The sequence below is a fragment of the Blattabacterium cuenoti genome (genome assembly GCF_014252355.1).
Lineage (GTDB): Bacteria > Bacteroidota > Bacteroidia > Flavobacteriales > Blattabacteriaceae > Blattabacterium > Blattabacterium cuenoti_AD.
Window position 1 is genome coordinate 165,166 of record NZ_CP059217.1, and the last position, 24,600, is coordinate 189,765.

A 24,600-nucleotide genomic window follows, 5' to 3' on the forward strand; every position below is an offset into this window, starting at 1 on the left:
ATTATGGTTATTACTTATTCTGATTACGATATAAAACAGAAAAAACTAAAAAATTTTGAATTATTAGAAACTAAATCTGGGGTCAAAAAATCTTTGAAAGATTTTTTTTCTGATCTAGGAACTGTAATTATGTTTATTTGCAATCATTGTCCATTTGTTAAACATATTAATAACAAACTAATTCTATTATCTAATGAGTATATTAATAAAAATATATCATTTTTATCTATTAATTCTAATGATATTCAACAATATCCAGAAGATTCTCCTGAAAATATGAAAAAAGTAGCACATCAATTAGGATATCCTTTTCCTTATTTTTTTGATCGAACACAACAAGTTGCAAAATATTACGGAGCAAAATGTACTCCAGAATTTTTTATTTTTCAAAATCAAAATTTATGTTACTATGGTCAATTTGACGATTCTAGACCAGGAAATAATATTCCAGTAAGTGGAATAGATATACAAAATATACTAGATAATATATTAAAAGAACAACCAATACAATTCACAAAAAAATTAAGTCAAGGATGTAATATTAAATGGAAAAAGTAAGATCATGTTTATATTTTTTAATAATATTTAAAAAATAATCAATTGATTCAGAAAGACTTATACTAGATATTCCTCCTGCTGCGTTTTTATGTCCTCCACCTTTAAAATGTTTTCGTGCAAATTGATTAACATCAAATTGACCTATTGAACGAAAAGAAATTTTAATTGTTGAAGTTTTATATTGCTCAAAAAAGAAAACAGAAAAAACAATGTTTTTTATTCCTAATCCGTAGGTAACAATACCATCTGTATCACTTGTATTATATGAATTACTAGATATAATATCTGATTCACTAATACTAGTATAAGCTGTTCTATATTGATCTATTATCTTAATTTTATTTAAAGCTTGAGATAAAATCTTTAATTTTGATATATTATATGTTACTTTAAGATGAAAATAAATATTTTGAATATCAATTCCTTGATTTAGTAATTGAATAGCGATGAAATGAGTTTCTGATGTAACAGATGGAAATCTAAAAAATCCTGTATCAGTCATTATGCCAACATATAAACAAGTAGCTATATTTTTATCAATTTTATCTAAATTATTCATATTGTATATTAATCTATAAATTAATATACTAGTTGCTGAAACGTTAGAATCAAACAACATAAAATCAAATTTGGATGGAAAAGGATGATGATCAATTAATATTGTTTTTCCTTTATAATTGGAAAACAATTCTTTCATATTTTTTATTCTATATAAATTATTAAAATCAATAAAAAATAAATAATCTGAATTATATACCTTTTTTTTTATAAAACGTTCTGTTTGATCAGACAAAATAATAATATTATCATTTCCTGGAAGCCATTTAAAAAATTCTGAATATTCTGTAGGAGAAATTAAGTACACATCATGTTTTAATTTTTTTAAATAAAAGTATAGTGCTAAAGAAGATCCTAATGCATCGCCATCTGGGTTAGGATGAATTAATAGTATTATTGTTTTTTTTTCTTTTCCGTCAATATTAGATAACCACATTACCATTACTAATTTTTCTTTTTAATCCTAATTCATCACCTTTTTTTAACATCATTAAATATGCTGAATGATATTCATTATATATCCTTCCTTCTAAAATAGACTCTTTAATATAATTCTTAATAATTCCTATTGTTTTGCATGGAGTAATATCAAAAGCGTTCATAATATCATTTCCTGATATAGGTGATTTCCAGTTTTTTATTCTATCTTGTTGTTCTAATTTTTTTATTCTTCTAACTAAAAGAAAAAAGTTTTTTTTATATGTTGTTTCTTTTTCTATATTTTTTGTTGTAATATCTGCTACACATAATCGTATTAAATCATCTAGATCATCTCCCATATCAAATAATAATCTACGTATTGCAGAATCACTAGTATTATCAGATATTAATGCTATAGGTCTAGAACTATTTTTAATAATTTTTGTTACATATTTCATAGGATATCCTTGTGGTAACTTTAATCTTTTAAAGATATTTGAAATCATTCTAGATCCTACTAATTCATGTGCATGAAAAGACCATCCTATTTTTGGAATAAATTTTTTTGTATTCGTTTTTCCAATATCATGAAGTAAGGCGGCCCACCTTAACCATATAGTATTATGTTTATTTTTACTAATATTATCTAATACTTTCAATGTATGAAAAAAATTATCTTTATGTTTATATCCATATTTTTCTTCTATACCTTGTAATAAAGTTAATTCAGGTAATATTGTTTGTAACAATCCAGAATTATATAATAATAATATGCCTACAGAAGGATTTTTAGTTAAAATAATTTTATGTAATTCTTCTACAATTCTTTCTATAGAAATAATACTAATTCTGTGTTTATTTTTTTTAATTGATTGAAAAGAAGATTTATCAATCATAAACTTTAATTGAGTTGCAAATCTTATAGCCCTTATCATTCTTAACGGATCATCAGAATAAGTAATATCTGAATTCAGTGGAGTTCTTAATATTTTTTTTTTTAAATCTAATAATCCACCAAATGGATCAATCAATTGACCATAATTTGTTTTATTTAAACTAATTGCTAAAGCGTTAATAGTAAAATCTCTTCTATTTTGATCATCTTGTAAAGAACCAGGTGCTATGATAGGATTTCTACTGCAAATATTATAGGATTCTTTTCTAGATCCTACAAATTCTATTTTTATATTTTGATATTCTAACATAGCTGTACCAAAACGTTTAAAGATATTTATTTTTGGAGATGGTGTAATATATTTAGAAACCTCTTTAGCCAATTTAATTCCTTCTCCTATAGTTAAAATATCTACATCTTTTTTTGCATCATCTTTTTTTTCTTTGTTAACCCCAAGCAAAAAATCACGTACATATCCTCCTATTACATAACAATCTTGTTTTATATTTCTTGCCGCATGAGTAATTATTTGAAATATATTGTCGTTAATAGCTGAAATTAAATTCATGTTATTTATATAAGTTATTAACGTAATATTGTTATTTTATTAGAAACCAATTTTATAATAGAAGATTCATTATACATATATTTTTCTTGTCTACGAAAATTTACAGCATAATCAATGTTATTTAATATAGATGGATGAATTTCAGAAAAAGATTTTGGAGTTGGATCCCCAGATAAATTTGCAGAAGTAGATATTAATGGTTTATTTAAATTTTTAATTAAGTGATAACAAAATGGATCCATAGTTATACGTATTGCTAAAGTTTTATCTTGTTTTATAAAAATACAGTTAGAAATTATTTGTCTAGGATTTTCATATATTATAGTCATGGGCTTATTTGTATTTTGTTCTAATAATTTCATTAATTGATTAGGAATAAATTTCACTAAATCATGTACACGATTAATATTTTCTACTAAAATAATCATAGGTTTAAATAACTTTCTATTTTTTATTTTATATATTTTTTTCACTGCTTGTATATTAAATGGATCGCACCCTAACCCCCATACTGTATCGGTAGGATATAGTAAACATTTTCCTTGATTTAATATTTTTACACTTTGTTCTATTTCATTTATAAATGACATGGCTTGTTTGTAATGTAAAAAAATTAAAAAGATAAACGATGTTGTCTTAATACTTCATTTAAAGAAGTTTTTTTGTTTGTGCTCTCTTTTCTTTTGCCTATAATTAATGCACATGGAACATGATATATTCCAGAAGGAAATTTTTTTGGATATGTACCAGGAATAACAACAGATGATTTAGGTATAAATCCTTTCATTTCAATTGCTATTTCTCTAGTAACATCGAAAATTTTTGTAGATGAAGTTAATACTACATTTGCTCCTAAAACCGCTTCTTTTTCAATAAGCACTCCTTCTACCAAAATACATCTAGACCCAATAAATACATCATCTTCTATAATAACAGGATTGGATTGTATTGGTTCTAAAACTCCTCCAATTCCAACACCACCACTTATATGTACACGATTACCTATTTGTGCACAACTACCAACTGTTGCCCAAGTATCTATCATAGTATCTTCTCCTATATAAGCCCCTATATTAACATAAGAAGGCATTAAAGTTACTCCAGGAGAAATAAATGATCCATAACGAGCAACAGCAGGGGGAACAACTCTCACTCCTTTTTCTTTAAATTTATTTTTTATAGGAATTTTATCATAAAATTCTAATGGGCCTACTTCTATAACATTTATTTCCCTCATTGAAAAAAACATAAGAATTGCTTTTTTAAGCCATTCATTAACTTTCCATTTACCATCAGAAAAATATGAAACTCTAATGCATCCTTCATCCATTTTTTTTATAATATACATAACAGTATCTTGTATATTACAATTGGTTTTGCAATTTTCTTCATTAGCATTCCAAGCAGTTTCAATTTTCAATTTTATTTTATCTACATTTATTTTCATAGTATTTCATAGTAACAATGAAATGAAACAATGAAATATAGCAAAAAAAAATAAATTTTTCATGATAATAAAAAAGATATTAGGAATAGATTATGGAAAAGTAATTACAGGCGTATCAATAACAGATTCTAAACAAATATTTGCTTTTGGCATTAACTCGGTTTTAACAAAAAATTTAATGACATTTTTAGATACTTTAATGACAAAAAATCAAATAGAAATCATTGTTATAGGATTACCTAAAACTTTAAAGAATAAAATTTTTTCCATAGAAAAACTTATTCAAAAATTTATATTTAAATTTTTAACCAAATATCCAAATATTATGATAGAAAGGGTAGATGAACGATTTACATCTAAAATAGCTTTTCAAGCTATGAAAGATTTAGGATTTAAAAATAAACATAATAAAAAACAAGATATTTTACATCAAATTAGTGCTACTATTATTTTACAGTCTTATCTTTCTAAAATGAAAAAATAATTAAAATTATGATTTTACCTCTCGTGTTTTATGGAAATCCTATTTTAAGAACAAAATGTATAGAAATAGATATTTCTTCTAGATTAGAAATTGATAATTTAGTCAAAAATATGTTTGAAACAATAATAGAAGTAAAAGGTATAGGATTAGCTGCTCCTCAAATTGGTAAAAATATTCGTCTTTTTATAGTGAAAATTCCATTATTAAATAATAATATAATACATTATTATTCAGAAGTTTTTATTAATGCAAAAATAATTAAATTAAAAGGTAAAAAATATAACTTTAAAGAAGGATGTTTAAGTATTCCAGGAATTGTAGAATGCGTAAAAAGGAAATCTGAAATTATAATAGAATATTATAATAAAAACTGGAATAAAAAGAAAAAAATTTTAAATGGACTCTTTGCAAGAGTTATTCAACATGAATATGATCATATTGAGGGTAAACTTTTTATAGATTATTTATCTATTAAAAAAAAACAAATAATAGTAAATAAATTATCTAATTTTATAAAATAAATGATTACAAAATTTTATCTACTATTTCTTTAAAAGAATTTTGGTCATTCATAGCTAAATCTGATAAAAATTTTCTATTTACTTTTATATTTTTTTCAGCCAATTTTTTTATAAATTTTGAATATGATAACCCATATAAACGAATTCCAGCGTTAATTCGTTGAATCCAAATGGATCTAAAGAATCTTTTTTTTCTTTTTCTGCCATGAAAAGCATAAACTAAAGATTTTTCTACTGCATTTTTAGCAACTGTATAAACTCTATTTCTTGATCCATAAAAGCCTTTGGCTAATTTCAATATTTTTTTTCTCCTTTTCTTAGAAGAAACAGCATTAGTAGATCTTGGCATAATAAATTAAAATTGTTTGTTTACCTTTTTAAAATCAGAATGTTTTAAAATAGAAAATTTTCTTAATTGTCTTTTTCTTTTTTTAGATTTTTTTGTAAGCAGATGATTTTTACAAGAGTGTTTTTTTTTGATCAATCCATTGGATGTTCTTTTAAATCTTTTTTTAGAACCAGATTTAGTTTTTAATTTTGGCATAAAATTACATTTTTTTTGGAGCTAAGATCATATACATCCTTTTGCCTTCCATAACTGGCATTTGTTCAACTTTTCCATATTCTTCAATTTCTTCCGCAAATTTTAAAAGTTTTGTTTTTCCTTGATTTTTATATACAATAGATCTACCTTTGAAAAATACAAAGACTTTTACTTTATCTCCACGCATTAAAAATTTTTCAGCACTTTTTATTTTTACTTTACCATCATGATCTCCAATTTGAGGCCCAAATCTTATTTCTTTAGTGTTGACTTTCACTTGTTTTGATTTAAATTTTTTCTTTTTTTTCTTTTGCTCATAAAGAAATTTTTTATAATCCAGTATTTTACATACTGGAGGATTTGCTTTTGGATTAATTTCCACTAAATCTAAACCTTTATCAGTCGCTAATTGAATAGCTACTTCTTTGGAAAGAATTCCATTTTGTTCAGAATATTCCCCTACTAAACGAATCATAACAGCATTAATATTCTTATTAATCTTATGAAGTTCTTTTTTTTGAGTTAATGATCGAGATATTCTTTTTCTTTTATTTAGTCTTGAAAATTTTTTTTTTATAATAGCTTTGTAATTTTATTAGTTTCTTTAAAAATAATATTTATTCCGTTATCTATAGAAAATACTCCTAAAGCACCTATTCCATGACGACGCAAAGATAACATTTTATTTTTTTCTTCTTTATTTCCTAAAATAATCATATATGGTATTTTATTTTCTTCTGAATCTCTAATTTTTTTGTCCATTTTTTCGTTTCTTGTATCAATAAAAACACGAATGTTTAAATTTAACATTAAATTTAAAATTTTTTTTGCATAAATAATATATTTCTCACTTATAGGAATAATGACTACTTGATCTGGAGATAACCATAATGGAAAATTTCCTTGTGTATGTTCTATTATAATGGATAAAACACGTTCTATTGAACCAAATGGAGCACGATGAATCATTACTGGACGACATTTATCATTATTTTTTCCAATATAACATAAATTAAATCTTTCTGGTAAATTATAATCGATTTGAATAGTTCCAAGTTGCCAATTTCTATTTAAAGAATCCTGAACGAGAAAATCTAATTTTGGACCATAAAAAGCTGCCTCTCCATAATGAGTAATAAAATCTAGTTTTTTAGCTTTAACTATTTCTAAAATATATTTTTCTGCTTTATTCCAATTTTGTTCTGTTCCAAGATAATAATTTTTTTTCTTAGGATCTCTAAGAGAGATTCTAACTGTATACTTAGAAAATTCTAAATATTTAAACATATTTAAAATTAAATCAATAACTTTTTGAAATTCTTCAAATAATTGATTTTCTGTACAAAATATATGCGCATCATCTTGTGTAAAACACCTTGTTCTTGTTAATCCTTGAAGTTCTCCACTTTGTTCATAACGATAAACTGTTCCAAATTCTGCGAAACGTTTAGGTAAATCTTTATAAGACCATTGTTGATATTTATATACTTCGCAATGATGAGGACAATTCATTGGTTTAATAATAAATTCCTCATTTTTATCAGGTGTTTTAATAGGCTGAAAACTATCTTGTCCATATTTACTCCAATGTCCACTTGTAATATATAATTTTTTACTTCCAATATGCGGTGTGATAATCATTTCATAACCAAATTTTTGTTGAATTTTAGATAAAAAATTTTCTAGATTTTTTCTTAAAATTACTCCTTTTGGTAACCACATTGGTAACCCTTGTCCAACATTATTAGAAAATATAAAAAGTTTTAATTTTTTTCCTATTTTTTTATGATCAATTAATAATGGATCGATCGATATCGAAGATTTATTCATAAAAAGATAGTAAAAGTTACGTTTTTTTTAATCATATGTATCATAAATAAAAATTTATGATAATAATAAATAAAACATTGAAGCAAAAATACTTCCAAAAATAGATCCTAATATAGGAATAATTGCATAATTCCAATTACTACTTTTTACTTTATCATTAATTGAAATCAATGAATATACAATTCTCGATCCTAAATCACGAGCAGGGTTAATAGCATAACCTGTCGGGCCACCTAAAGATAACCCAATTCCTAAAACAATTATCGATGCAGAAAAAGATTTTAAATACCATACTAAATCAGGATTTGTATGATCAATAGAACCAGATTCATCTGTTAAATGTAAAATTAAAAATATAAATATAAAACTAGTTAAAAATTCGCTCAATAAATTATAAAAAAAATTCCTTATGGCAGGAATTGTAGAAAAAACAGATAATTTACATTCTTGATTATCAGTTTCTAAAAAATGATTTCTATATAATATCCATACCATAAATGCACCTAACATCGATCCAATAAATTGAGAAATAATATAACGTGGAACTAAGTTCCACTGAAATTTTCCTACTAATGCTAAACTTATTGTTACTGAAGGATTTAAATGAGATCCACTATATGGATAAGAAACTAAAGAACTCATAAAAACGGCTAATGACCAACCAATTGTAATCATTAACCATCCTCTATATTTATCATTTCCTTTAGTTTTAGATAGAAGAACATTAGCAACCACTCCATTACCTAAAAAAACCAAAATCATGGTTCCTATAATTTCAGAAAGTATGTTATTCATTGCAACATATTATTTTATTACAAATTAATAAAAAAAATTTTTTCCAGAAGACCATGAACGAGTTGTTTTAACTGCTCTTTTCCATCCTTGTATTCTTTCTAATCTACTAGACATTTCTTTTGGTTTAAAAATACGTTCTAATTGCCATTGATTTTGAATATCTTTTAAACTACTCCAATAATTGACTGCTAATCCAGCTAAATAAGCAGCACCTGCTGCAGTTAATTCAGATATTTTTGATTTAACAACTCTAACATTTAGTATATCAGATTGAAACTGCATTAATAATTTATTTACAGTAGCTCCTCCATCAACACGAATTTCTTTAATAGAAATTCCTGAATCCGCTTCCATTGCTTTAAGAACATCCATATTTTGAAATGCTATACTTTCTAATGCTGCACGTACAAAATGTGCAGAAGATGTTCCTCTAGTTATTCCTACAATAGTTCCTCTTGCTTGTTGATCCCAATAAGGCGCACCTAATCCAGAAAATGCTGGAACCATATACATACCTTCAGTATCTTCTACAGAAGAAGCAAGTATTTCAGCTTCATTAGAAGATGAAAGCAATCCTAATCCATCTCGTAACCATTGTATAATAGCACCAGCGATAAAAACACTTCCTTCCAAAGCATATTGAACTTTGTCCTTAATTTGCCATGCAATAGTTGTAATTAAATTGTTTTGTGAAAAAACTGGTTTATCTCCTACATTCATTAACATAAAACAACCTGTACCATAAGTATTTTTAACCATTCCTATTTTAGTACACATATGTCCAAACAGTGCTGATTGTTGATCTCCAGCAATTCCAGATATAGGAATTTTATGAGATAGAATATGCCCTGTTGTATATCCAAAAATTTCACTTGAAGATTTAACTTGAGGAAGCATATTTTTTGGAATGTCAAATAAATTAATTAAATCTTGATCCCAATTGAGAGTATTAATATTAAAAAGCATAGTTCTAGATGCATTTGTAACATCAGTAACATGAATTACTTTTCCTGTTAAATTCCAAATCAACCAAGAATCTATAGTTCCAAAAGCTAATGACCCAGAATCGGCTTTGTTTCTAGCTCCTGGAATATTATCTAATATCCATTTTATTTTAGTAGCAGAAAAATATGGATCTATAATAAGACCTGTTTTATTTCTAATCATTTCAGTTAATCCATCCTTTTTTATTTGATCACAATAATTAGACGTTCTTCTATCTTGCCAAACTATAGCATTAAATATCGGTTCTCCTGTTGTTTTATCCCATATAACAGTTGTTTCTCTTTGATTGGTAATTCCTATTGATGCAATATTTTCTCCTTCTAAATTTGCTTTTAAAATTGCTTCTAATGCTACTGAAGCTTGAGTTGACCATATTTCTTCTGCATTATGTTCTACCCATCCAGGATATGGATAAATTTGAGTAAATTCTCTTTGAGCAATAGAAATAATATTTCCACTTTTATCAAAAATAATTGCTCTAGAACTAGTAGTTCCCTGATCTAGTGATAGTACATATTGTTTCATACGCATATAACAAACAATTAAGGAATAATTTTGTCATAAAAACATTATATTTATGGATAATAATATTGCATTGCTAATTTTTTAAAATTAGTTACTTGTAATTGTTCCCATTGTTTATCTTTTGAAAGTTCTTTAGCCATTAATGATGCAATTATTGGAGCTAATTCTATTGCTTTTTTAGCGTTTAGAAATAACAACCGGTATCTTCTGGCTAAAACATCTTCAATAGTTCTAGCCATTTCATATCGGACCATCCATATTACTTCTGCTTTAATGAAATAATAAGGAAATTTATTAATCAATGGTTCCCCCCATACAGGATTTTCTTTAATTAATTTTTGTATTATATATCCATTTGTATATGGAGCGATTTTATATGAAGAAACAGATTTATGTATTTTAATTGTTTTAGTTGAAGAAGGAATATATTTCAAATTTCCTATTTTAATTGCTTTATTTACAACATCTTCAGCCATTTTTCTATAAGTTGTCCATTTTCCACCTATAATTGTGATTAATCCAGAAGGACTAATTATAATTTTATGAGACCTAGAAATATTTTTAGTAGTAATAAAATTAGATAATTTATTAGAAACTGCAAGAGGACGTAAACCAGAAAATACACTTAATATATTATGTTTTTTAGGAACATTAATAAAATATTTTTCAAAAGTTTGTAAAATAAAGTTAATTTCCTGTTCTAAAGGTTTTGGTTCTAAAAGAATATTATCCAAAAAAGTATCTGTTGTTCCTATTAAAACATGATCATACCATGGAATACTAAAAAGGATTCTTCCATCAGATGTTTTTGGTATAACAATGGCATCTGAACTACTAAAAAATGATTTATCTATTACAATATGTGTACCTTGACTAGGTTTTATCACAAAAGGTAAAGAAAAATTATCCATTCTAGTAATAGATTCTGAAAATACTCCTGTTGCATTTATAACTATTTTTGAGTATATACAGTATTCTTGTTGATTTTCCAAATCATTAGCTATTACTCCAGATATTTTATTTCCATTTTTAATTAAGTTCTTAACTTTAAAATAATTTAGAGTAATTCCCCCTTTTTTAACACATGTATTTGCTAAATTAATAGCAAACATAGAATCATCAAATTGGCCATCATAATATAAAATACCTCCTTTCAAATTATCTTCCTTAATTTCAGGAAATAGATTTAATGTTTCTGTTTTGGATAAAAATTTTGATTTGCCAAAACTTAATGTTCCAGATAACCATTCATATGTTTTTAACCCTATCCAATAAACACATCCCATTTTCCAATTAAAAATAGGAATAACAAATCTTTGTTTTTTAATTAAATGAGGTGCATTTTTTAATAGATATCCTCTTTCTTTTAATGCTTCATAAACTAACTTTATATTTCCCTGAGCTAAATATCGTATTCCTCCATGTATTAATTTTGTACTTCTACTAGAAGTTCCTTTAGAAAAATCAGATTGTTCTAAAAGAAGTGTTTTATATCCTCTAGACGCTGAATCTAAAGCAATACCTAATCCAGTCGCACCACCACCAATAATAATAATATCCCAAATTTTTATATTCTTTAAAACATTTAATAATCTATTTCTATCTAAAAAAACATCTTTCATCATGGATTACTCTTCATATTCATATCATTCCATGTTTGCTATTTTTGGAAATCAATTTTTATTATTAAAACAAAATAAGACGAACAAAATTAAAAATAAATAAAATTTATTTGATCATTCCATCATTTTTGATAAAAAATTTTTTATTATTTGTTGATGACTAGAATTAGCATTAATATTTTTCATAATTTTATTGATTTTTTCGAATTGTTTTATAAACTTATCTAAGTCAACTATATTTATTCCAGATCCCATAGCTATTCTTTTTTTTCTACTTATATCATTTAATATTTTTGGATTCCGTCTTTCATAAATAGTCATAGATAATATCATAGATTCTATTTCTTTAAATGAATTTTGTTTTGATTTTTGATTTTTCAAAAACATTTCCATTCCAGGTAACATTGATATAATATTTTTAATGTTTCCTATTTTTTTTATTTTTTGTATTTGATTAAATAAATCTTCAAAATCAAAACGATTACTAGAAATTTTTTTATAAATTTTTTTTGTTTTTTCCTCATCAAATTGTTCTTGAACTTTTTCCACTAAAGAAACTATATCCCCCATTCCTAAAATTCTATTTGCTATTCTTTCTGGATAAAACAGTTCTAGATCATTTGGCTTTTCTCCATTACTAATAAATTTAATCGGTTTACCAACAATACTAGATATTGTAATAGCTACACCACCTTTACTATCTCCATCTAATTTTGTTATTACAATACCATCAAAATTTAAAACTTTATAAAAAGATTTTGTCGTATTTATTGCATCTTGTCCAGTCATCGAATCTACAATAAACAAGGTTTCATCTGGATTAGAACATTGATGAATTTGTTTAATTTCATCCATCATAATTTTATCAACAGCTAATCTACCTGCTGTATCAATAATAATCACATCAAATTGATGATTAATAGAATAAATAATTGAGTTTTTAACAATATCTACTGAATTATTTTTTTCCTTAAAAATTGGAATATTAATTTTTTTTGCTAATATTTCTAATTGATCAACTGCTGCTGCCCGATGAGTATCTGCAGCTACTAATAATGGATTTTTATATTTTTTATTCTTTAAATAAAAAGCTAATTTTGCAGAAAATGAAGTTTTACCACATCCTTGTAATCCACAAGTTAAAATTACAGTTGGTTTGTTTTTTGTTTTTGAAAAAGAAATTTCTCTATTTTTATTCCCCATAAGCACAACTAATTCATCATAAATAAGTTTTATTATAAGTTGACTTGGATGTAAAGATGATAATACTTTGTGACCAATAGATTTTTCTTTGACTTTATTAACGAATTCTTTAGCTATTTTATGATGTACATCTGCATCTATAAGAGCTATACGTATGTCTTTCAATGTTTCTGCAATATTAACTTCCGTAAGTTTACTATTTCCCTTTAAAATATGTAACGCTTTATCTAATTTTTTTTGTAAATATTCAAACATAAATATATTATATTATATAATCAATAACTTCTATTCCTAATAAATTCATTATATATTTCAAAATATTTCCTGCAACATAAATAATATTTATACACATATTGCTATATGGTATATTTGATGGATTAAGTATTTTTTTAGTTTGATAAAAATTATTAAAAAGTTTAGCTACATTATAAACATAATTTGCTAATATAGATGGATTTAATTCTTTTGCTGATTTTATTAATCTAACAGGATATTGATACATTAATTTTATCATATTTTTTTCATAAATATCCAATTTTACATTTAATAAATTTTCATTTTTTGTCAAAAAACAATAATCAAAAAATTTTTTTTCTATAGAACGAATTCTAGAATATGTATATTGAATATAAAGTGCTGTTTTCCCTTTAAAATCTATAGATTGTTCAGGATTAAAAATGATTTTTTTTTTAGGATCTATTTGAAGAAAATAATATTTAATAGCACCTAATCCTAGTACTTCAAAATATTTTATTTTTTCTTGTTTATTCATTTTTTTTGAATTTATTCTTTTCAAACAAGAATTTTTAGAAAAAGAAATCATTTCTGAAATAAATTTATCTGCTTCTATTACATTGCCTATTCTTGATTTCATTTTCCCTTCTGGTAATACTACCATTTCATAAGATAGATGAATTAATTTATTGACCCATGTATATCCTAATTTATTTAAAATTTTAAATAAAATTTGAAAATGATATTCTTGTTCTTTTCCAACAATATAAATTAACTTATCTAAGTTATATATTTTAAATCTATTTATTGCAGTACCTATATCTTGTGTTATATATACAGAAGTTTGATCAGCTCGTAATAACAATTTTTTATCAAATCCATCTTTTGTTAAATCAATCCAAATAGAACCATCTTGTTTTTTTATAAAAACTCCATTTTTAACTCCTTCTTTAACTATTTTTTTCCCAAAATTATAAATTTTACTTTCATATTCTATATGATCAAAATTAATTCCTAACTTTTTGTATGTTTCTTGAAATCCATAATAAACCCATCCATTCATCATTTTCCAAATTTTCATTATTTTATCATCTCCATCCTCCCATTTTTTTAGCAATGATCTTGCTAAGTTCATCATATAAGAATAACTATATTTTTTAGTTGGTTTATTATTATCATCATTTAAATATTTTATCCCATTTACACAATTTATTGTTTCAAATAAACGATAATATTTTCCTACAAAATGATCTCCTTTAATTTTCATTGTAGTTGGTGTTTGATTATTACCAAATTTTATCCATGCTGCCATTGATTTACTGATGTGTATGCCTCTATCGTTAATTATTTGAACTTTTTTAACATTATAACCTACTTTTTTTAGTATTTTTGAAATAGATTCCCCTATTAAACTATTTCTTATATGGCCTATATGAAGAGGTTTATTTGTATTAGGAGATGAATATTCAACCATAATGGTTTTAGAAGAAATTTGAAAATTATAAAATTTATCATTCAACATTTGTTTTAATAATAAAAAATAATAATCATCTCCTAGGAAAAAATTTAAGAATCCTTGTAAAACAGAAAAATTTACTTTGCCTTTTAATTTTGTCTTTACATAATTACCAATATTGTTTCCAATTGTTTCTACTGAATATTTTAATAATTTAGATAAAGGATATAAAATAATAGATATATCTCCAAAAGATTTTTTTAATGAATATTGAAAATATAATTTATTACAATATTTTGTACTACCATATAAAACACATATTCCTTGCTTAGTTAATTCTTCTACAGATTTAAAATCATCATTCATGAAAATATATATTAGAATTGTTTTAATTTAAATCTCCAGTCAAATGGATCATCAGATAAATTATGCTGTATATCCAATAATTTTTTCTTTAAACATATAGATAATCTATTGTTATCTGGAATTTTTGGTAAACAAAATTTTTGGTTTTTATAGCCAATCATTTGAAAATAGTTGATTACAACCGCAGTCCCACATCCAAAAGCTTCTTGTACAATTCCTTTTTTTAATCCATATATTACTTCTGATATACTTAAATCCCTTTCTTGAACTTCTACTCCTTCTTTTTTCGCTAAATCAATAATACTAGTACAAGTAATTCCTTTTAATATATTATCATTAAATTTTGGAGTTATAAGTTTATTTTTTATTAAAAAACATACATTCATAGTGCCAGATTCCTCTATTTTTGTATGAGTAGATGAATCCGTCCATAAAAGTTGATCAAATCCTTCTTCTTTTGCTAACCTAGTTGGATAAAAAGATGATGCATAATTACCTGCTGCTTTCGCAAATCCAACACCTCCTGATGCAGAACGACTATATTGTTCTTCTATTTTTATTTTTAAAGGATGTTGATAATAAGATCCTACAGGAGTGGAAATAATCATAAATATATAATTCTTAGCAGGTTTTGCAGATAAAATACCATCTACGGCAATAAAAACAGGTCGTATATATAAAGATTGACCATAATTTTTTGGTATCCATTTTCTATCTATATCTATTAATCTTTCTAATCCATTGATGAAAATATATTCTGGAATCATTGGCATTTCTAAACGTTGAGCAGATCTATTCATTCTTTGAAAATTTGCTTTTGGACGAAATAAAAATACATTTTCATCTTTATCTTTAAAAGCTTTCATTCCTTCAAAAACTGCTTGACCATAATGAAATACTAGAGATATTGGAGATAATATTATATTATCAAATGGTTTAATAACAGAATTTATCCATCTTCCATTTTTACATTCAGCATAAAACATGTGATCTGAATAATAATTTCCAAAAGACATATTATCTTGATTTATATTATTGATTCTAGTTTTAGAAATCCTTTTTATTTTCATGAAATAATCAATCTTTATAATTAAAACAAAAATAAAATTATTTAATATATTTTTAATGTAGTAAAAATTTTTATTCATGAATAATTTGAAATACTTTTTCTACAATATCATCAACAGATGGTTTGGAAAAATAATCTCCATCTGATCCATAAGGTGGTCTATGTTCTTTTGCTGTTAAAGTCATAGGAGGACTATCTAAATAATAATATCCTTTTTGTTCTTCTATTATTTTTTGTAAAATATAAGCAGATGCTCCACCTGGCACATCTTCATCTACAATCAACAATCTATTAGTTTTTTTTAAACTTTTTATTATATCTTGTCTAATATCAAAAGGTAACAATGATTGAACATCAATAACTTCTGTATGTATATTCATTTTATATAACTCATCTGATGCTTCTTGAACAATTCTCCAGGTAGATCCATAAGTAACAATAGTAATGTCTGATCCAATTCTTGTTTTATCCACAATTCCTATAGGAGTTTTAAATTCACCTAAATTAATTGGTAATTTTTCTTTTAATCTATAACCATTTAAGCATTCAATTACTAAAGCTGGATCATCACTAGTGATCAATAAATTATAAAATCCAGCTGCTTTTAACATATTTCTTGGAACCAAAATCAAAATACCTCTTAAATAATTAATAATTCCACCCATAGGAGATCCAGAATGCCAAATACCTTCTAATCGATGTCCTCTAGTACGAATAATAACTGGAGATTTTTGTCCACCTTTTGTTCTATATTGCAAACTAGCAAGATCATCACTCATAATCTGTAATGCATATAAGATATAATCTAAATATTGTATTTCGACTATAGGACGAAGGCCTCTCATTGCTAAACCAATACCTTGGCCTAAAATAGTAGCTTCACGTATTCCAGTATCAAAAATACGAGTTTTTCCATATTTTTTTTGCAATCCTTCTAATCCTTGATTAACATCCCCTATTTTTCCAACATCTTCTCCAAAAATTAATAATTCTGGATACATTTCTAATAATTTATCAAAATTATCTCTAAGCAAAATTCTTCCATCTACCTCCTCTACTACCAGATTATTATCTTTTGTATTAATCGTATTATTGTAAATAGGCAAAACTTCTTTGATCTTAGAAGAAGACTTTTTAGAAATACTATATAAATTAGATGAATAATTATGTTGTTCTTGGTTTATTGTTTTTTTATACCAATTTAAAAAACATTTTTTTTGATGAGATTGTTTATCCGGCAAACAATATATAGAATTACGTATTATTTGAAATATAGATTTTTTTGTATATACATTATGATTCATATCTAATTTTTCCATTTTTTTGATATTCATTTTAATTGGTGATGTTATATTAAAAGGATATTCAAATTTTAATTTATATAACTGTTCAATGGCTTCATCCCTAAATTTTTCTATTGGATATTTAAATTGCATCCAAGCTTTTTCTTGTTCTTGTTTAACATATCTTTTGGATTCTAAATCAATTTTATCTAAAGTCTGAACATCAGATATATTTTTAAATTGACCTGATTCTGTTTCAAATTGAAGATTTAAAATCCAATCACGAAATTTTTTTATTCCATCATTTTTTATTTCCCATTGTAAACGTTCTTTAGATTTATATCGTTCATGTGAAGAAGATGTTGAATGTCCTTGCGGCTGAGTCAAATCAGTAACATGAATAATTACTGGAACATGTTCATGACGAGCTATTTTATTAGCATTACTATATGTTTTTATCAAATCCATATAATTATATCCACTAACACGAAATATTTCTAATCCTTTTCCTTGTTTATTTCTTTTAAATCCATATAAAAGATCACTTAGATATTTTTTTGAAAATTGATATTTGTTAGGAACGGATATTCCATATTCATCATCCCATATAGAAAGTATAATTGGAATTTGAAGTACAGATGCCGAATTAATTGTTTCCCAAAATAATCCTTCAGAAATTCCAGCATTACCAATTGTTCCAAATGCTACCTCATTTCCTCCATTAGAAAATTTTTTATGTGTTGTGTGTAAAATTTTTAAATCTTTATAAATTTTAGAAGCTTGTGCTAATCCTAATAATCTAGGCATTTGAGATGCAATTGAAGAAACATCAGCACTAGAATTTTTTCTATTCATTAAATTATGCCATATTCCATCCTCTTTTAATAATCTTGTTCCAAAATGTGATGACATCATTCTTCCGGAAGAAATTGGTTCAAATTTCAAATCAGAATTAGCATATAACTGAGAGAAAAAATTATGTATAGTTAAAGCACCAATAGCTATCATAAAGGTTTGATCTCTATAATATCCAGAACGAAAATCTCCATTTTCAAAACTTTTTGCCATCACTAATTGAGGAATCTCTTTTCCATCTCCAAAAATTCCAAATTTAGCTTTTCCATTTAGAACTTCTTTTCGTCCTAAAATACTTGTTTCTCTACTAATTCTAGCTATTTTATAATCATTTAAAATAACTTGTTGAAATAGTTCAAAAGAACTATTTGAAAAATAATATTTAATAATTTTTTTATTCATTATCATAATGAATACTAATTGTTTAGTATAAAACTTTGTATTTTAATTATAACTAATAATATTTTGTTATTTATATTTAAGCAACAAGATAATAAAATGATCCATTAATTAATGAATAATATAACATTTTCCGTAATTAAACCAGATGCAGTTCAAAATGGATATACAATTTCTATTTTATTTAAAATTGAAAGATCTGGATTTCAAATAATAGCAATGAAAATGATGCAAATTTCTCAACAAATAGCAAAAAAATTTTATCAAGAACATAAAAATTATTGTTATTTTGAGTCGTTAATTACATTCATGTCTTCTGGGCCAATAGTTCCTATAATATTAAAAAAAGAAAACGCAGTAAAAGATTTTAGAATTTTAATGGGAAATAAAAATCCACTTTATGCAGAAAATGGAACTATACGTAAATTATATGCACAATCATTAGAAAGAAATGCTATTCATGGATCAGATAAAAATGAAAATGTTTATAAAGAATATCCATTTTATTTTTCTGATCAAGAAATTTTTTTCAAGTAAATTAAATTCAAAAAAATTAATTAAAAATGAAAAAATTTTTTATAACATTCATTTTTTCTATAGTAATTTTTATAGTAATAATAAGCATATGGAGTACAATAACATATAATAATCTTGTTAAATTAAATGAAAATATTAGAACACAATGGAGTCAAGTTGAAACAGTTTATCAAAGAAGATTAGATCTTATTCCTAATTTAGTAAATATAGTCAAAGGGTCTGGAGAATTTGAAAAAGAAACTCTTTTAAAAATTGTTGAATCTAGATCCAGAGCTATTTCATCAAATATTAATACAAAAGATTTAAATCAATATCAAATCAATAAATATCAACAAGAACAAGAACAAATAAATAAAAGTATCAATAAATTATTAATAATAATAGAACAATATCCCAATTTAAAATCAACAAGAAATTTTTACGAATTACAAAATCAATTAGAAGGAACCGAAAACAGGATAAATGTAGAAAGAAATCAATTTAATGAAGAAGTAAATCAATTTAATTCTTATAGAAATTCATTTCCAAAAAATTTTGTTGCAAATTTATTTTATCAATTTAAAGAAAAAGGATATTTCAAATCTCAAATGGGATCAGAAACAACACCTATTATAAATTTTTATAATTAAAATTATACATAATGAATAAATACTTTATAAAAATTATTGTTTTATTATTTATATTTTTTAATATGATTATTGTTAATGGCGTACAAATATTTAAAATTCCTAATCCTCCAGATACAATATATCCTATTAATGATTATGAAGGAATTTTAAATATCGATCAAATCAATCAATTAAATAATAAACTTCTTAAATATTATAAACAATATTCTACTGAAATATTAATTGCTATAATAAATAATTCTTATGGTGAAGATTTAAATTTACTAGCTGCTAAATGGGGAAATAAATGGAAAATAGGAAAAAAAAATAATGGAATAATAATTCTTTTATCTATTAAAGAAAATAAAATATCAATACAAAATGGATATAGAATAGAACCATATATTACTGATTTCTTAACAAGAAAAATATTAGACAAAATTCGACCTTTTTTAGTAAAAAAATTATATTTTAAATCTCTAAATATAATTATTGATGATATTAATCAAATTTTAAAAAATAAACAATACAAATACAATAATAAATTGACTAATAAACATCATCAACACCATTATTATACTAACACATGGTATAGATATATATTTCTAAGTATATTATTATTATTATTTTTTTGTAGAAAATCACAACAATTTACGAATATGTTTTGTAATCCTTTGTTATTAGAATTATTTTTAGAACCTTTTTTTTTCAAAAAACAAATAAAATCAAAATATGAAAAAGAAGATAATTTTGATGGATTTGGAGAAGGAGAAGAAGGAGGAGGAAATTTTGGTGGAGGTGGATCAGAAATAAATTGGTAAATTAATTATTTATAATTTTTTAAATACTCATTAAAATAATGTATTTGATTGATTATATCTTTTTCTTTTTTTTTCTCTTTATACAAAACTTGTTTAGGAACGGATTGAATATATTTTTTATTTGAAAGATTTTCTTGTATCATTAATAAAAAATTTTTTAAATACAATATTTTATTTTCAATTTTGGTAATTTGTAAATTGGTTAATTTTTCTAAATTAGAAGATATATCTGGTTCTATAGAATGTAAAAAAAAATTTGTTTTTTCTAAACAAAATGAAAATAATTTACTATTTTTAGGCCTATATGATATATGTTGAATTTTAGATAAATTGGCTAATTTTAATACTAATGAATAATATTTTTCTTCATCATTTTTATTATTATAAAATAAACTCAGATTATTTTTATTAGATATATTAGCCATATTTTTAATATCTCTAATCTTTGAAATTAATTTAAACAATTTATCAAATACATATAATAATTTTTTATCATAAACACTTTTATTTGGCCAGGAAGAAATTATCAAAGCTTCTTTCACTGTTCGTGGTTTTAAAAAATTCCAAATTTCTTCTGTTATAAATGGCATATAAGGGTGTAATAACTTTAATAAAAGTTCAAACCACATTATAGTATTACTATATTCTTCTTTAGATATATAATTAGTTTGATCATTTGGTTTTATAATTTCAAGATAAATAGAACAAAAATCATTCCAAATGATTTTATATAAAAGCATCAAAGCTTCATTAAGCTGATATTTATTAAATTTGTTATCAAATTGTTCCAAAAATCTATAAAAACTATTATAAAACCATAAAAATCCTATTTTAGATGCTTCAGGAACATCATTATTTTCTTGAATTTTCCAACTTTTAATTAAACGAAATGCATTCCATATTTTATTGGCAAAATTTCTTCCTTGTAAACATATTTTTTCATCAAAATGAAAATCTTTTCCAAAACTTGATTTTAAAATAAGACCCATTCTAACTGCATCTGCTCCATATTTATTAATTAATTTTAAAGAATCTGGAAAATTATTTAAAGATTTTGATATTTTTTTATTTTTAGAATCTCGTATTATACCTGTGAAATAAACTGTTTTAAATGGTTTATTTTTTTTAAATAAATAACTCGCAATAATCATACGGGCTACCCAAAAAAATAATATATCTGAACCTGTTACCAAACTTTCAGTAGGAAAATAATAATTTATTTCTTTATTATTTGGATTTAAAATACCATTAAATGCAGATATAGGAAGAATCCAAGAAGAAAACCAGGTATCTAATACATCTTTTTCTTGCCAAATAGAATCTTTCTTTAAAAAAAAATTATTAGATTTTATTTTTGCTAATTCTAGAGCATTATCTAAATTATTAGCAACTACAAAATCATTAAAAGAATTTCCATAATAATAGACAGGAAGTCTATGTCCCCACCAAAGTTGTCTAGATATATTCCAATCATGAATATTATTCATCCATTTAAAATATAATTTTGTAATTTGTTTTGGCAAAAATTGTATTTGACCATTTTTTACTGCATTTATTGCTGAAATAGATAATTCTTTCATTTTTAAAAACCATTGAATAGAAAGTTTTTTTTCTACAATTGATTTTGTTCTTTCTGAGAATCCTATTTTATGATTAATTTCTTGTTCATAAACAATCATATTATATTTATACAATTCTTTAACAATTTTTTCTCTAGCCTTAAACCTATCTAATCCTTTATAATGTAAACATTTATCATTTAAAGACCCATCTTCCTCAAAAATATTAATAATATCCAATGCATGTTTATCAGCAATAATTTTATCTTTCATATCATGAGCTGGAGTAATCTTTAAACAACCTGTTCCAAAATTAGAATTAACAGAATAATCTTGTATAATTGGAATAACTCTATTTACTATAGGAATAATTACATTTTTATTATTTATATGATAAAAACGTTCATCTTTCGGATGAAATCCTATTGCTGAATCTCCAAAGATAGTTTCAGGTCGAGTAGTTGCAATATTAATAAAATTATTTTCTCCTTTAATTTTATACTTTATGTGATAAAGTTTTGATTGTTGATCTTTATAAAAGACTTCTTCATCAGATATTGTGGTCCTAGCTTCAGTATCCCAATTTACTACATTATAGCCTCTATATATATATCCTTTTTGATATAAATCTATAAAAATTTTTTGTACAGATTGAGATAACTTATTATCCATAGTAAATTGCATTCTTTTCCAATCACAAGAACACCCAATTAGTTTTAATTGATTGGAAATAATATTTTTATGTTTTATAGACCAATCAATAACATGAGATAAAAATTTTTTTCTTCCTAATAATTTTTTTGATAATCCATTATTTTTTAATTTGTTAACTACTTTATATTCTGTTGCAATTGAAGCATGATCTGTTCCTGGGACCCAACAAGTATTATAACCCTTCATCCTTGCATGTCTTATCAAAATATCTTGTATACTAACATTTAAAAAATGACCTATATGTAAATCACCAGTTACATTAGGTGGGGGCATAATCATAGCATAAGGTCTTTGTTTATTTTTTGAATTTTTATATGATGGATAAGAATCAAAATATCCATTTTTTATCCAAAAACTGTAAATTCTTTTTTCTAAAGAATTTGGATCAAATTTCATTGAAATATCCATAATTAGATTACAAGACCTAAAGTAAATTTTTAAAATATAACTAAAAAAATTTTTTTATGAAAATAATTATTGTATCTGCTATTTCTAAAAACGGATTTATTGGTAATAAAAATAAATTAATGTGGAATTTACCTATGGATTTAAAACGTTTTAAACAAATGACTATTGGAGAAACTATTATAATGGGGAGAAAAACTTTTGAATCTATTGGGAAAATACTCCCATATAGACAAAATATTGTCTTAACAAGACAAAAAAAAACATTAAAAAATATTAAAATAATTTCTAGTATTCAACAAATTTTTAAATTAAAATATCAAAAAATATTTATTATAGGTGGTGGAGAAGTTTATAAACAGACAATAAATATTGCTGATGTATTAGAATTAACATTAATTCACAAAAATTTTATTGGAGATACAAAATTCCCAAAAATTAACTTAAAACAATGGAAAAAAATAAAAGATACATTTTATAAAAAAGATAAATTACATTCTATTGATTACAGTTTTATTCAATATAAAAAAATATAATTAATACATTATTATCTTTTATCTAATTCCTTTTTAATTTTAGCTGCTAATTCATAATATTCATTTATTACTGCTTGATTAAGAAGTAAATGTAAATCTTTATCTGTCATATTTTCTAAATTTTGTTGATTTTTTTCTTTTTTGAAAATAATAGGAATCGAATTTTCAATAATACTTTCAGCATATTCATTATCAGTAAATCCGTTATCTACATAAATACCTGCTTTATCAAATATTTCTTTAGTAGTATAAATTGGGGCTTTAAATCGAATAGCTAAAGCTACAGCATCAGAGGTTTTGGAATCAATTTTGTGACATATATGATCGTTATCATCATTTACTTTTTTATTTACATCATGTTGTTTATTTTTATATTTTTCAAATACTATATATGAAAAAAATATACCATTTAATAATTTATAAATAACAACTGATTTTAAATTAATAAAAAATGCTTTTGTAAAAGGAATAAATAAATCATGTGTAAATGATCTATATATAGATGAAATATTAATATGTTTCTTATCATTTTCAAAATGCCCTAAAGCAAATGCAATAGATTGTGCTTGCATTCCCTCTATCAAAATAGGCAATTTCATTTTTCCAGATTCTTCCTCTAAAAATAAAACATATATACCAGATTGAATTTGACTTAATGAGATCCCTTTTACAGATAATCTGATTAATTGTGTCATATGTTAATGTTATAATAATGATTTATTATAAGAATTTTCATACAATAAAAAATTACAATATACATTCTAAAAAATAATATAAAAAATT

At 24.1% G+C, this 24,600-nt stretch carries 24 protein-coding genes; 7 read left to right on the forward strand and 17 right to left on the reverse strand.

The window, feature by feature from the left end:
- The first annotated feature begins 3 nt into the window (after positions 1 to 3).
- Positions 4 to 558, forward strand: a complete 555-nt coding sequence (locus tag H0H38_RS00775) for a thioredoxin family protein (RefSeq protein ID WP_185872880.1) — start codon at positions 4 to 6, stop codon at positions 556 to 558.
- On the opposite strand, the gene H0H38_RS00780 is transcribed toward H0H38_RS00775, so the two are convergent.
- Genes H0H38_RS00780 through H0H38_RS00795 form a run of 4 tightly spaced genes read right to left on the reverse strand, consistent with a single transcriptional unit; the run spans position 542 to position 4,446 of the window.
- Positions 542 to 1,552, reverse strand: a complete 1,011-nt coding sequence (locus H0H38_RS00780) for a DHH family phosphoesterase (protein ID WP_185872881.1) — start codon at positions 1,550 to 1,552, stop codon at positions 542 to 544. The two genes, H0H38_RS00775 and H0H38_RS00780, sit on opposite strands and share 17 nt — an antisense overlap.
- The gene (locus H0H38_RS00785; protein WP_185872882.1) at positions 1,539 to 2,999 is read right to left on the reverse strand and encodes a CCA tRNA nucleotidyltransferase; all 1,461 of its coding nucleotides are present in this window, start codon (positions 2,997 to 2,999) and stop codon (positions 1,539 to 1,541) included. Before H0H38_RS00785 ends, H0H38_RS00780 begins: the two co-directional genes overlap by 14 nt.
- Positions 3,000 to 3,016: 17 nt before the next feature.
- Positions 3,017 to 3,589: an L-threonylcarbamoyladenylate synthase gene (locus tag H0H38_RS00790; protein WP_185872883.1), complete on the reverse strand. Its 573-nt coding sequence runs from the start codon at positions 3,587 to 3,589 to the stop codon at positions 3,017 to 3,019.
- 23 nt (positions 3,590 to 3,612) lie between these two features.
- Positions 3,613 to 4,446: a 2,3,4,5-tetrahydropyridine-2,6-dicarboxylate N-succinyltransferase gene (locus H0H38_RS00795; RefSeq protein WP_185872884.1), complete on the reverse strand. Its 834-nt coding sequence runs from the start codon at positions 4,444 to 4,446 to the stop codon at positions 3,613 to 3,615.
- 61 nt (positions 4,447 to 4,507) lie between these two features.
- Here H0H38_RS00795 and ruvX point away from each other — a divergent pair, with 61 nt between their 5' ends.
- Both ruvX and def read left to right on the forward strand, forming a co-directional pair.
- The gene (gene ruvX, locus H0H38_RS00800) at positions 4,508 to 4,930 is read left to right on the forward strand and encodes a Holliday junction resolvase RuvX (RefSeq protein WP_317168654.1); all 423 of its coding nucleotides are present in this window, start codon (positions 4,508 to 4,510) and stop codon (positions 4,928 to 4,930) included.
- Positions 4,931 to 4,938: 8 nt separating this feature from the next.
- Positions 4,939 to 5,451 carry a peptide deformylase gene (gene def, locus H0H38_RS00805; RefSeq protein WP_185872885.1) on the forward strand — a complete coding sequence of 171 codons (513 nt, stop codon included), beginning with the start codon at positions 4,939 to 4,941 and terminating at the stop codon, positions 5,449 to 5,451.
- A gap of 4 nt (positions 5,452 to 5,455) precedes the next feature.
- Here the strand turns inward: def and rplT are convergent, their stop codons facing one another.
- The 11 genes from rplT to H0H38_RS00860 all read right to left on the reverse strand — a co-directional run bounded on the left by rplT (position 5,456) and on the right by H0H38_RS00860 (position 18,646).
- Positions 5,456 to 5,800, reverse strand: a complete 345-nt coding sequence (rplT, locus tag H0H38_RS00810) for a 50S ribosomal protein L20 (protein ID WP_185872886.1) — start codon at positions 5,798 to 5,800, stop codon at positions 5,456 to 5,458.
- A gap of 6 nt (positions 5,801 to 5,806) precedes the next feature.
- Complete coding sequence (rpmI, locus tag H0H38_RS00815) at positions 5,807 to 5,995, reverse strand: 50S ribosomal protein L35 (RefSeq protein WP_185872887.1); 189 nt, start codon at positions 5,993 to 5,995, stop codon at positions 5,807 to 5,809.
- Positions 5,996 to 5,999: 4 nt separating this feature from the next.
- Positions 6,000 to 6,470, reverse strand: coding sequence for a translation initiation factor IF-3 (infC, locus tag H0H38_RS00820; protein WP_238785419.1), 471 nt, complete (start codon positions 6,468 to 6,470; stop codon positions 6,000 to 6,002).
- A 98-nt stretch (positions 6,471 to 6,568) separates the two neighbouring features.
- Positions 6,569 to 7,825 carry a threonine--tRNA ligase gene (gene thrS, locus H0H38_RS00825; protein WP_185872888.1) on the reverse strand — a complete coding sequence of 419 codons (1,257 nt, stop codon included), beginning with the start codon at positions 7,823 to 7,825 and terminating at the stop codon, positions 6,569 to 6,571.
- Positions 7,826 to 7,879: 54 nt separating this feature from the next.
- Positions 7,880 to 8,620 carry an MIP/aquaporin family protein gene (locus H0H38_RS00830; protein WP_185872889.1) on the reverse strand — a complete coding sequence of 247 codons (741 nt, stop codon included), beginning with the start codon at positions 8,618 to 8,620 and terminating at the stop codon, positions 7,880 to 7,882.
- A gap of 24 nt (positions 8,621 to 8,644) precedes the next feature.
- Positions 8,645 to 10,156 carry a glycerol kinase GlpK gene (glpK, locus tag H0H38_RS00835; protein ID WP_185872890.1) on the reverse strand — a complete coding sequence of 504 codons (1,512 nt, stop codon included), beginning with the start codon at positions 10,154 to 10,156 and terminating at the stop codon, positions 8,645 to 8,647.
- A gap of 44 nt (positions 10,157 to 10,200) precedes the next feature.
- On the reverse strand, positions 10,201 to 11,775 hold the full coding sequence (locus tag H0H38_RS00840; protein ID WP_394798862.1) for a glycerol-3-phosphate dehydrogenase/oxidase: 1,575 nt from the start codon (positions 11,773 to 11,775) through the stop codon (positions 10,201 to 10,203).
- Positions 11,776 to 11,886: 111 nt separating this feature from the next.
- Positions 11,887 to 13,230 (reverse strand): signal recognition particle protein, encoded by a 1,344-nt coding sequence (gene ffh, locus H0H38_RS00845; RefSeq protein WP_185872891.1) that lies wholly within the window; start codon positions 13,228 to 13,230, stop codon positions 11,887 to 11,889.
- 7 nt (positions 13,231 to 13,237) lie between these two features.
- On the reverse strand, positions 13,238 to 15,031 hold the full coding sequence (gene argS, locus H0H38_RS00850; protein WP_185872892.1) for an arginine--tRNA ligase: 1,794 nt from the start codon (positions 15,029 to 15,031) through the stop codon (positions 13,238 to 13,240).
- 11 nt (positions 15,032 to 15,042) lie between these two features.
- Positions 15,043 to 16,101, reverse strand: coding sequence for a branched-chain amino acid aminotransferase (locus H0H38_RS00855; protein WP_185872893.1), 1,059 nt, complete (start codon positions 16,099 to 16,101; stop codon positions 15,043 to 15,045).
- 70 nt (positions 16,102 to 16,171) lie between these two features.
- Complete coding sequence (locus H0H38_RS00860; protein WP_238785420.1) at positions 16,172 to 18,646, reverse strand: alpha-ketoacid dehydrogenase subunit alpha/beta; 2,475 nt, start codon at positions 18,644 to 18,646, stop codon at positions 16,172 to 16,174.
- Positions 18,647 to 18,751: 105 nt separating this feature from the next.
- On the opposite strand from H0H38_RS00860, the gene ndk reads away from it, so the two are divergent.
- From ndk to H0H38_RS00875, 3 genes are read left to right on the forward strand one after another with little or no spacing between them, the layout of a single operon-like run.
- Positions 18,752 to 19,174: a nucleoside-diphosphate kinase gene (gene ndk, locus H0H38_RS00865; RefSeq protein ID WP_185872894.1), complete on the forward strand. Its 423-nt coding sequence runs from the start codon at positions 18,752 to 18,754 to the stop codon at positions 19,172 to 19,174.
- Positions 19,175 to 19,200: 26 nt separating this feature from the next.
- Complete coding sequence (locus H0H38_RS00870) at positions 19,201 to 19,803, forward strand: LemA family protein (RefSeq protein ID WP_185872895.1); 603 nt, start codon at positions 19,201 to 19,203, stop codon at positions 19,801 to 19,803.
- An 11-nt stretch (positions 19,804 to 19,814) separates the two neighbouring features.
- Entirely contained in the window at positions 19,815 to 20,603 is a 789-nt protein-coding gene (locus tag H0H38_RS00875) for a TPM domain-containing protein (protein ID WP_185872896.1), read from the forward strand.
- A 5-nt stretch (positions 20,604 to 20,608) separates the two neighbouring features.
- Here the strand turns inward: H0H38_RS00875 and H0H38_RS00880 are convergent, their stop codons facing one another.
- Positions 20,609 to 23,284, reverse strand: a complete 2,676-nt coding sequence (locus H0H38_RS00880; RefSeq protein ID WP_185872897.1) for a valine--tRNA ligase — start codon at positions 23,282 to 23,284, stop codon at positions 20,609 to 20,611.
- Between the two features lie 56 nt (positions 23,285 to 23,340).
- On the opposite strand from H0H38_RS00880, the gene H0H38_RS00885 reads away from it, so the two are divergent.
- Positions 23,341 to 23,817 (forward strand): dihydrofolate reductase, encoded by a 477-nt coding sequence (locus H0H38_RS00885; RefSeq protein ID WP_185872898.1) that lies wholly within the window; start codon positions 23,341 to 23,343, stop codon positions 23,815 to 23,817.
- 11 nt (positions 23,818 to 23,828) lie between these two features.
- Here the strand turns inward: H0H38_RS00885 and H0H38_RS00890 are convergent, their stop codons facing one another.
- Positions 23,829 to 24,512: a bifunctional nuclease family protein gene (locus H0H38_RS00890; protein WP_185872899.1), complete on the reverse strand. Its 684-nt coding sequence runs from the start codon at positions 24,510 to 24,512 to the stop codon at positions 23,829 to 23,831.
- Between the last annotated feature and the right edge of the window lie 88 nt (positions 24,513 to 24,600).

Excerpts from the sequence above, each read along its gene's own strand:
- ndk (WP_185872894.1), top strand. The coding sequence starts at position 18,752 with ATGAATAATATAACATTTTCCGTAATTAAACCAGATGCAGTTCAAAAT.
- glpK (WP_185872890.1), bottom strand. The coding sequence starts at position 10,156 with ATGCGTATGAAACAATATGTACTATCACTAGATCAGGGAACTACTAGT.
- H0H38_RS00785 (WP_185872882.1), bottom strand. The coding sequence starts at position 2,999 with ATGAATTTAATTTCAGCTATTAACGACAATATATTTCAAATAATTACT.
- H0H38_RS00890 (WP_185872899.1), bottom strand. The coding sequence starts at position 24,512 with ATGACACAATTAATCAGATTATCTGTAAAAGGGATCTCATTAAGTCAA.
- H0H38_RS00795 (WP_185872884.1), bottom strand. The coding sequence starts at position 4,446 with ATGAAAATAAATGTAGATAAAATAAAATTGAAAATTGAAACTGCTTGG.
- argS (WP_185872892.1), bottom strand. The coding sequence starts at position 15,031 with ATGAATGATGATTTTAAATCTGTAGAAGAATTAACTAAGCAAGGAATA.
- ruvX (WP_317168654.1), top strand. The coding sequence starts at position 4,508 with ATGATAATAAAAAAGATATTAGGAATAGATTATGGAAAAGTAATTACA.
- H0H38_RS00870 (WP_185872895.1), top strand. The coding sequence starts at position 19,201 with ATGAAAAAATTTTTTATAACATTCATTTTTTCTATAGTAATTTTTATA.
- H0H38_RS00885 (WP_185872898.1), top strand. The coding sequence starts at position 23,341 with ATGAAAATAATTATTGTATCTGCTATTTCTAAAAACGGATTTATTGGT.
- H0H38_RS00790 (WP_185872883.1), bottom strand. The coding sequence starts at position 3,589 with ATGTCATTTATAAATGAAATAGAACAAAGTGTAAAAATATTAAATCAA.
- H0H38_RS00875 (WP_185872896.1), top strand. The coding sequence starts at position 19,815 with ATGAATAAATACTTTATAAAAATTATTGTTTTATTATTTATATTTTTT.
- H0H38_RS00830 (WP_185872889.1), bottom strand. The coding sequence starts at position 8,620 with ATGAATAACATACTTTCTGAAATTATAGGAACCATGATTTTGGTTTTT.
- rpmI (WP_185872887.1), bottom strand. The coding sequence starts at position 5,995 with ATGCCAAAATTAAAAACTAAATCTGGTTCTAAAAAAAGATTTAAAAGA.
- rplT (WP_185872886.1), bottom strand. The coding sequence starts at position 5,800 with ATGCCAAGATCTACTAATGCTGTTTCTTCTAAGAAAAGGAGAAAAAAA.
- H0H38_RS00780 (WP_185872881.1), bottom strand. The coding sequence starts at position 1,552 with ATGTGGTTATCTAATATTGACGGAAAAGAAAAAAAAACAATAATACTA.
- H0H38_RS00840 (WP_394798862.1), bottom strand. The coding sequence starts at position 11,775 with ATGATGAAAGATGTTTTTTTAGATAGAAATAGATTATTAAATGTTTTA.
- H0H38_RS00860 (WP_238785420.1), bottom strand. The coding sequence starts at position 18,646 with ATGATAATGAATAAAAAAATTATTAAATATTATTTTTCAAATAGTTCT.
- thrS (WP_185872888.1), bottom strand. The coding sequence starts at position 7,825 with ATGAATAAATCTTCGATATCGATCGATCCATTATTAATTGATCATAAA.
- infC (WP_238785419.1), bottom strand. The coding sequence starts at position 6,470 with ATGATTCGTTTAGTAGGGGAATATTCTGAACAAAATGGAATTCTTTCC.
- def (WP_185872885.1), top strand. The coding sequence starts at position 4,939 with ATGATTTTACCTCTCGTGTTTTATGGAAATCCTATTTTAAGAACAAAA.
- H0H38_RS00880 (WP_185872897.1), bottom strand. The coding sequence starts at position 23,284 with ATGGATATTTCAATGAAATTTGATCCAAATTCTTTAGAAAAAAGAATT.
- H0H38_RS00775 (WP_185872880.1), top strand. The coding sequence starts at position 4 with ATGGTTATTACTTATTCTGATTACGATATAAAACAGAAAAAACTAAAA.
- H0H38_RS00855 (WP_185872893.1), bottom strand. The coding sequence starts at position 16,101 with ATGAAAATAAAAAGGATTTCTAAAACTAGAATCAATAATATAAATCAA.
- ffh (WP_185872891.1), bottom strand. The coding sequence starts at position 13,230 with ATGTTTGAATATTTACAAAAAAAATTAGATAAAGCGTTACATATTTTA.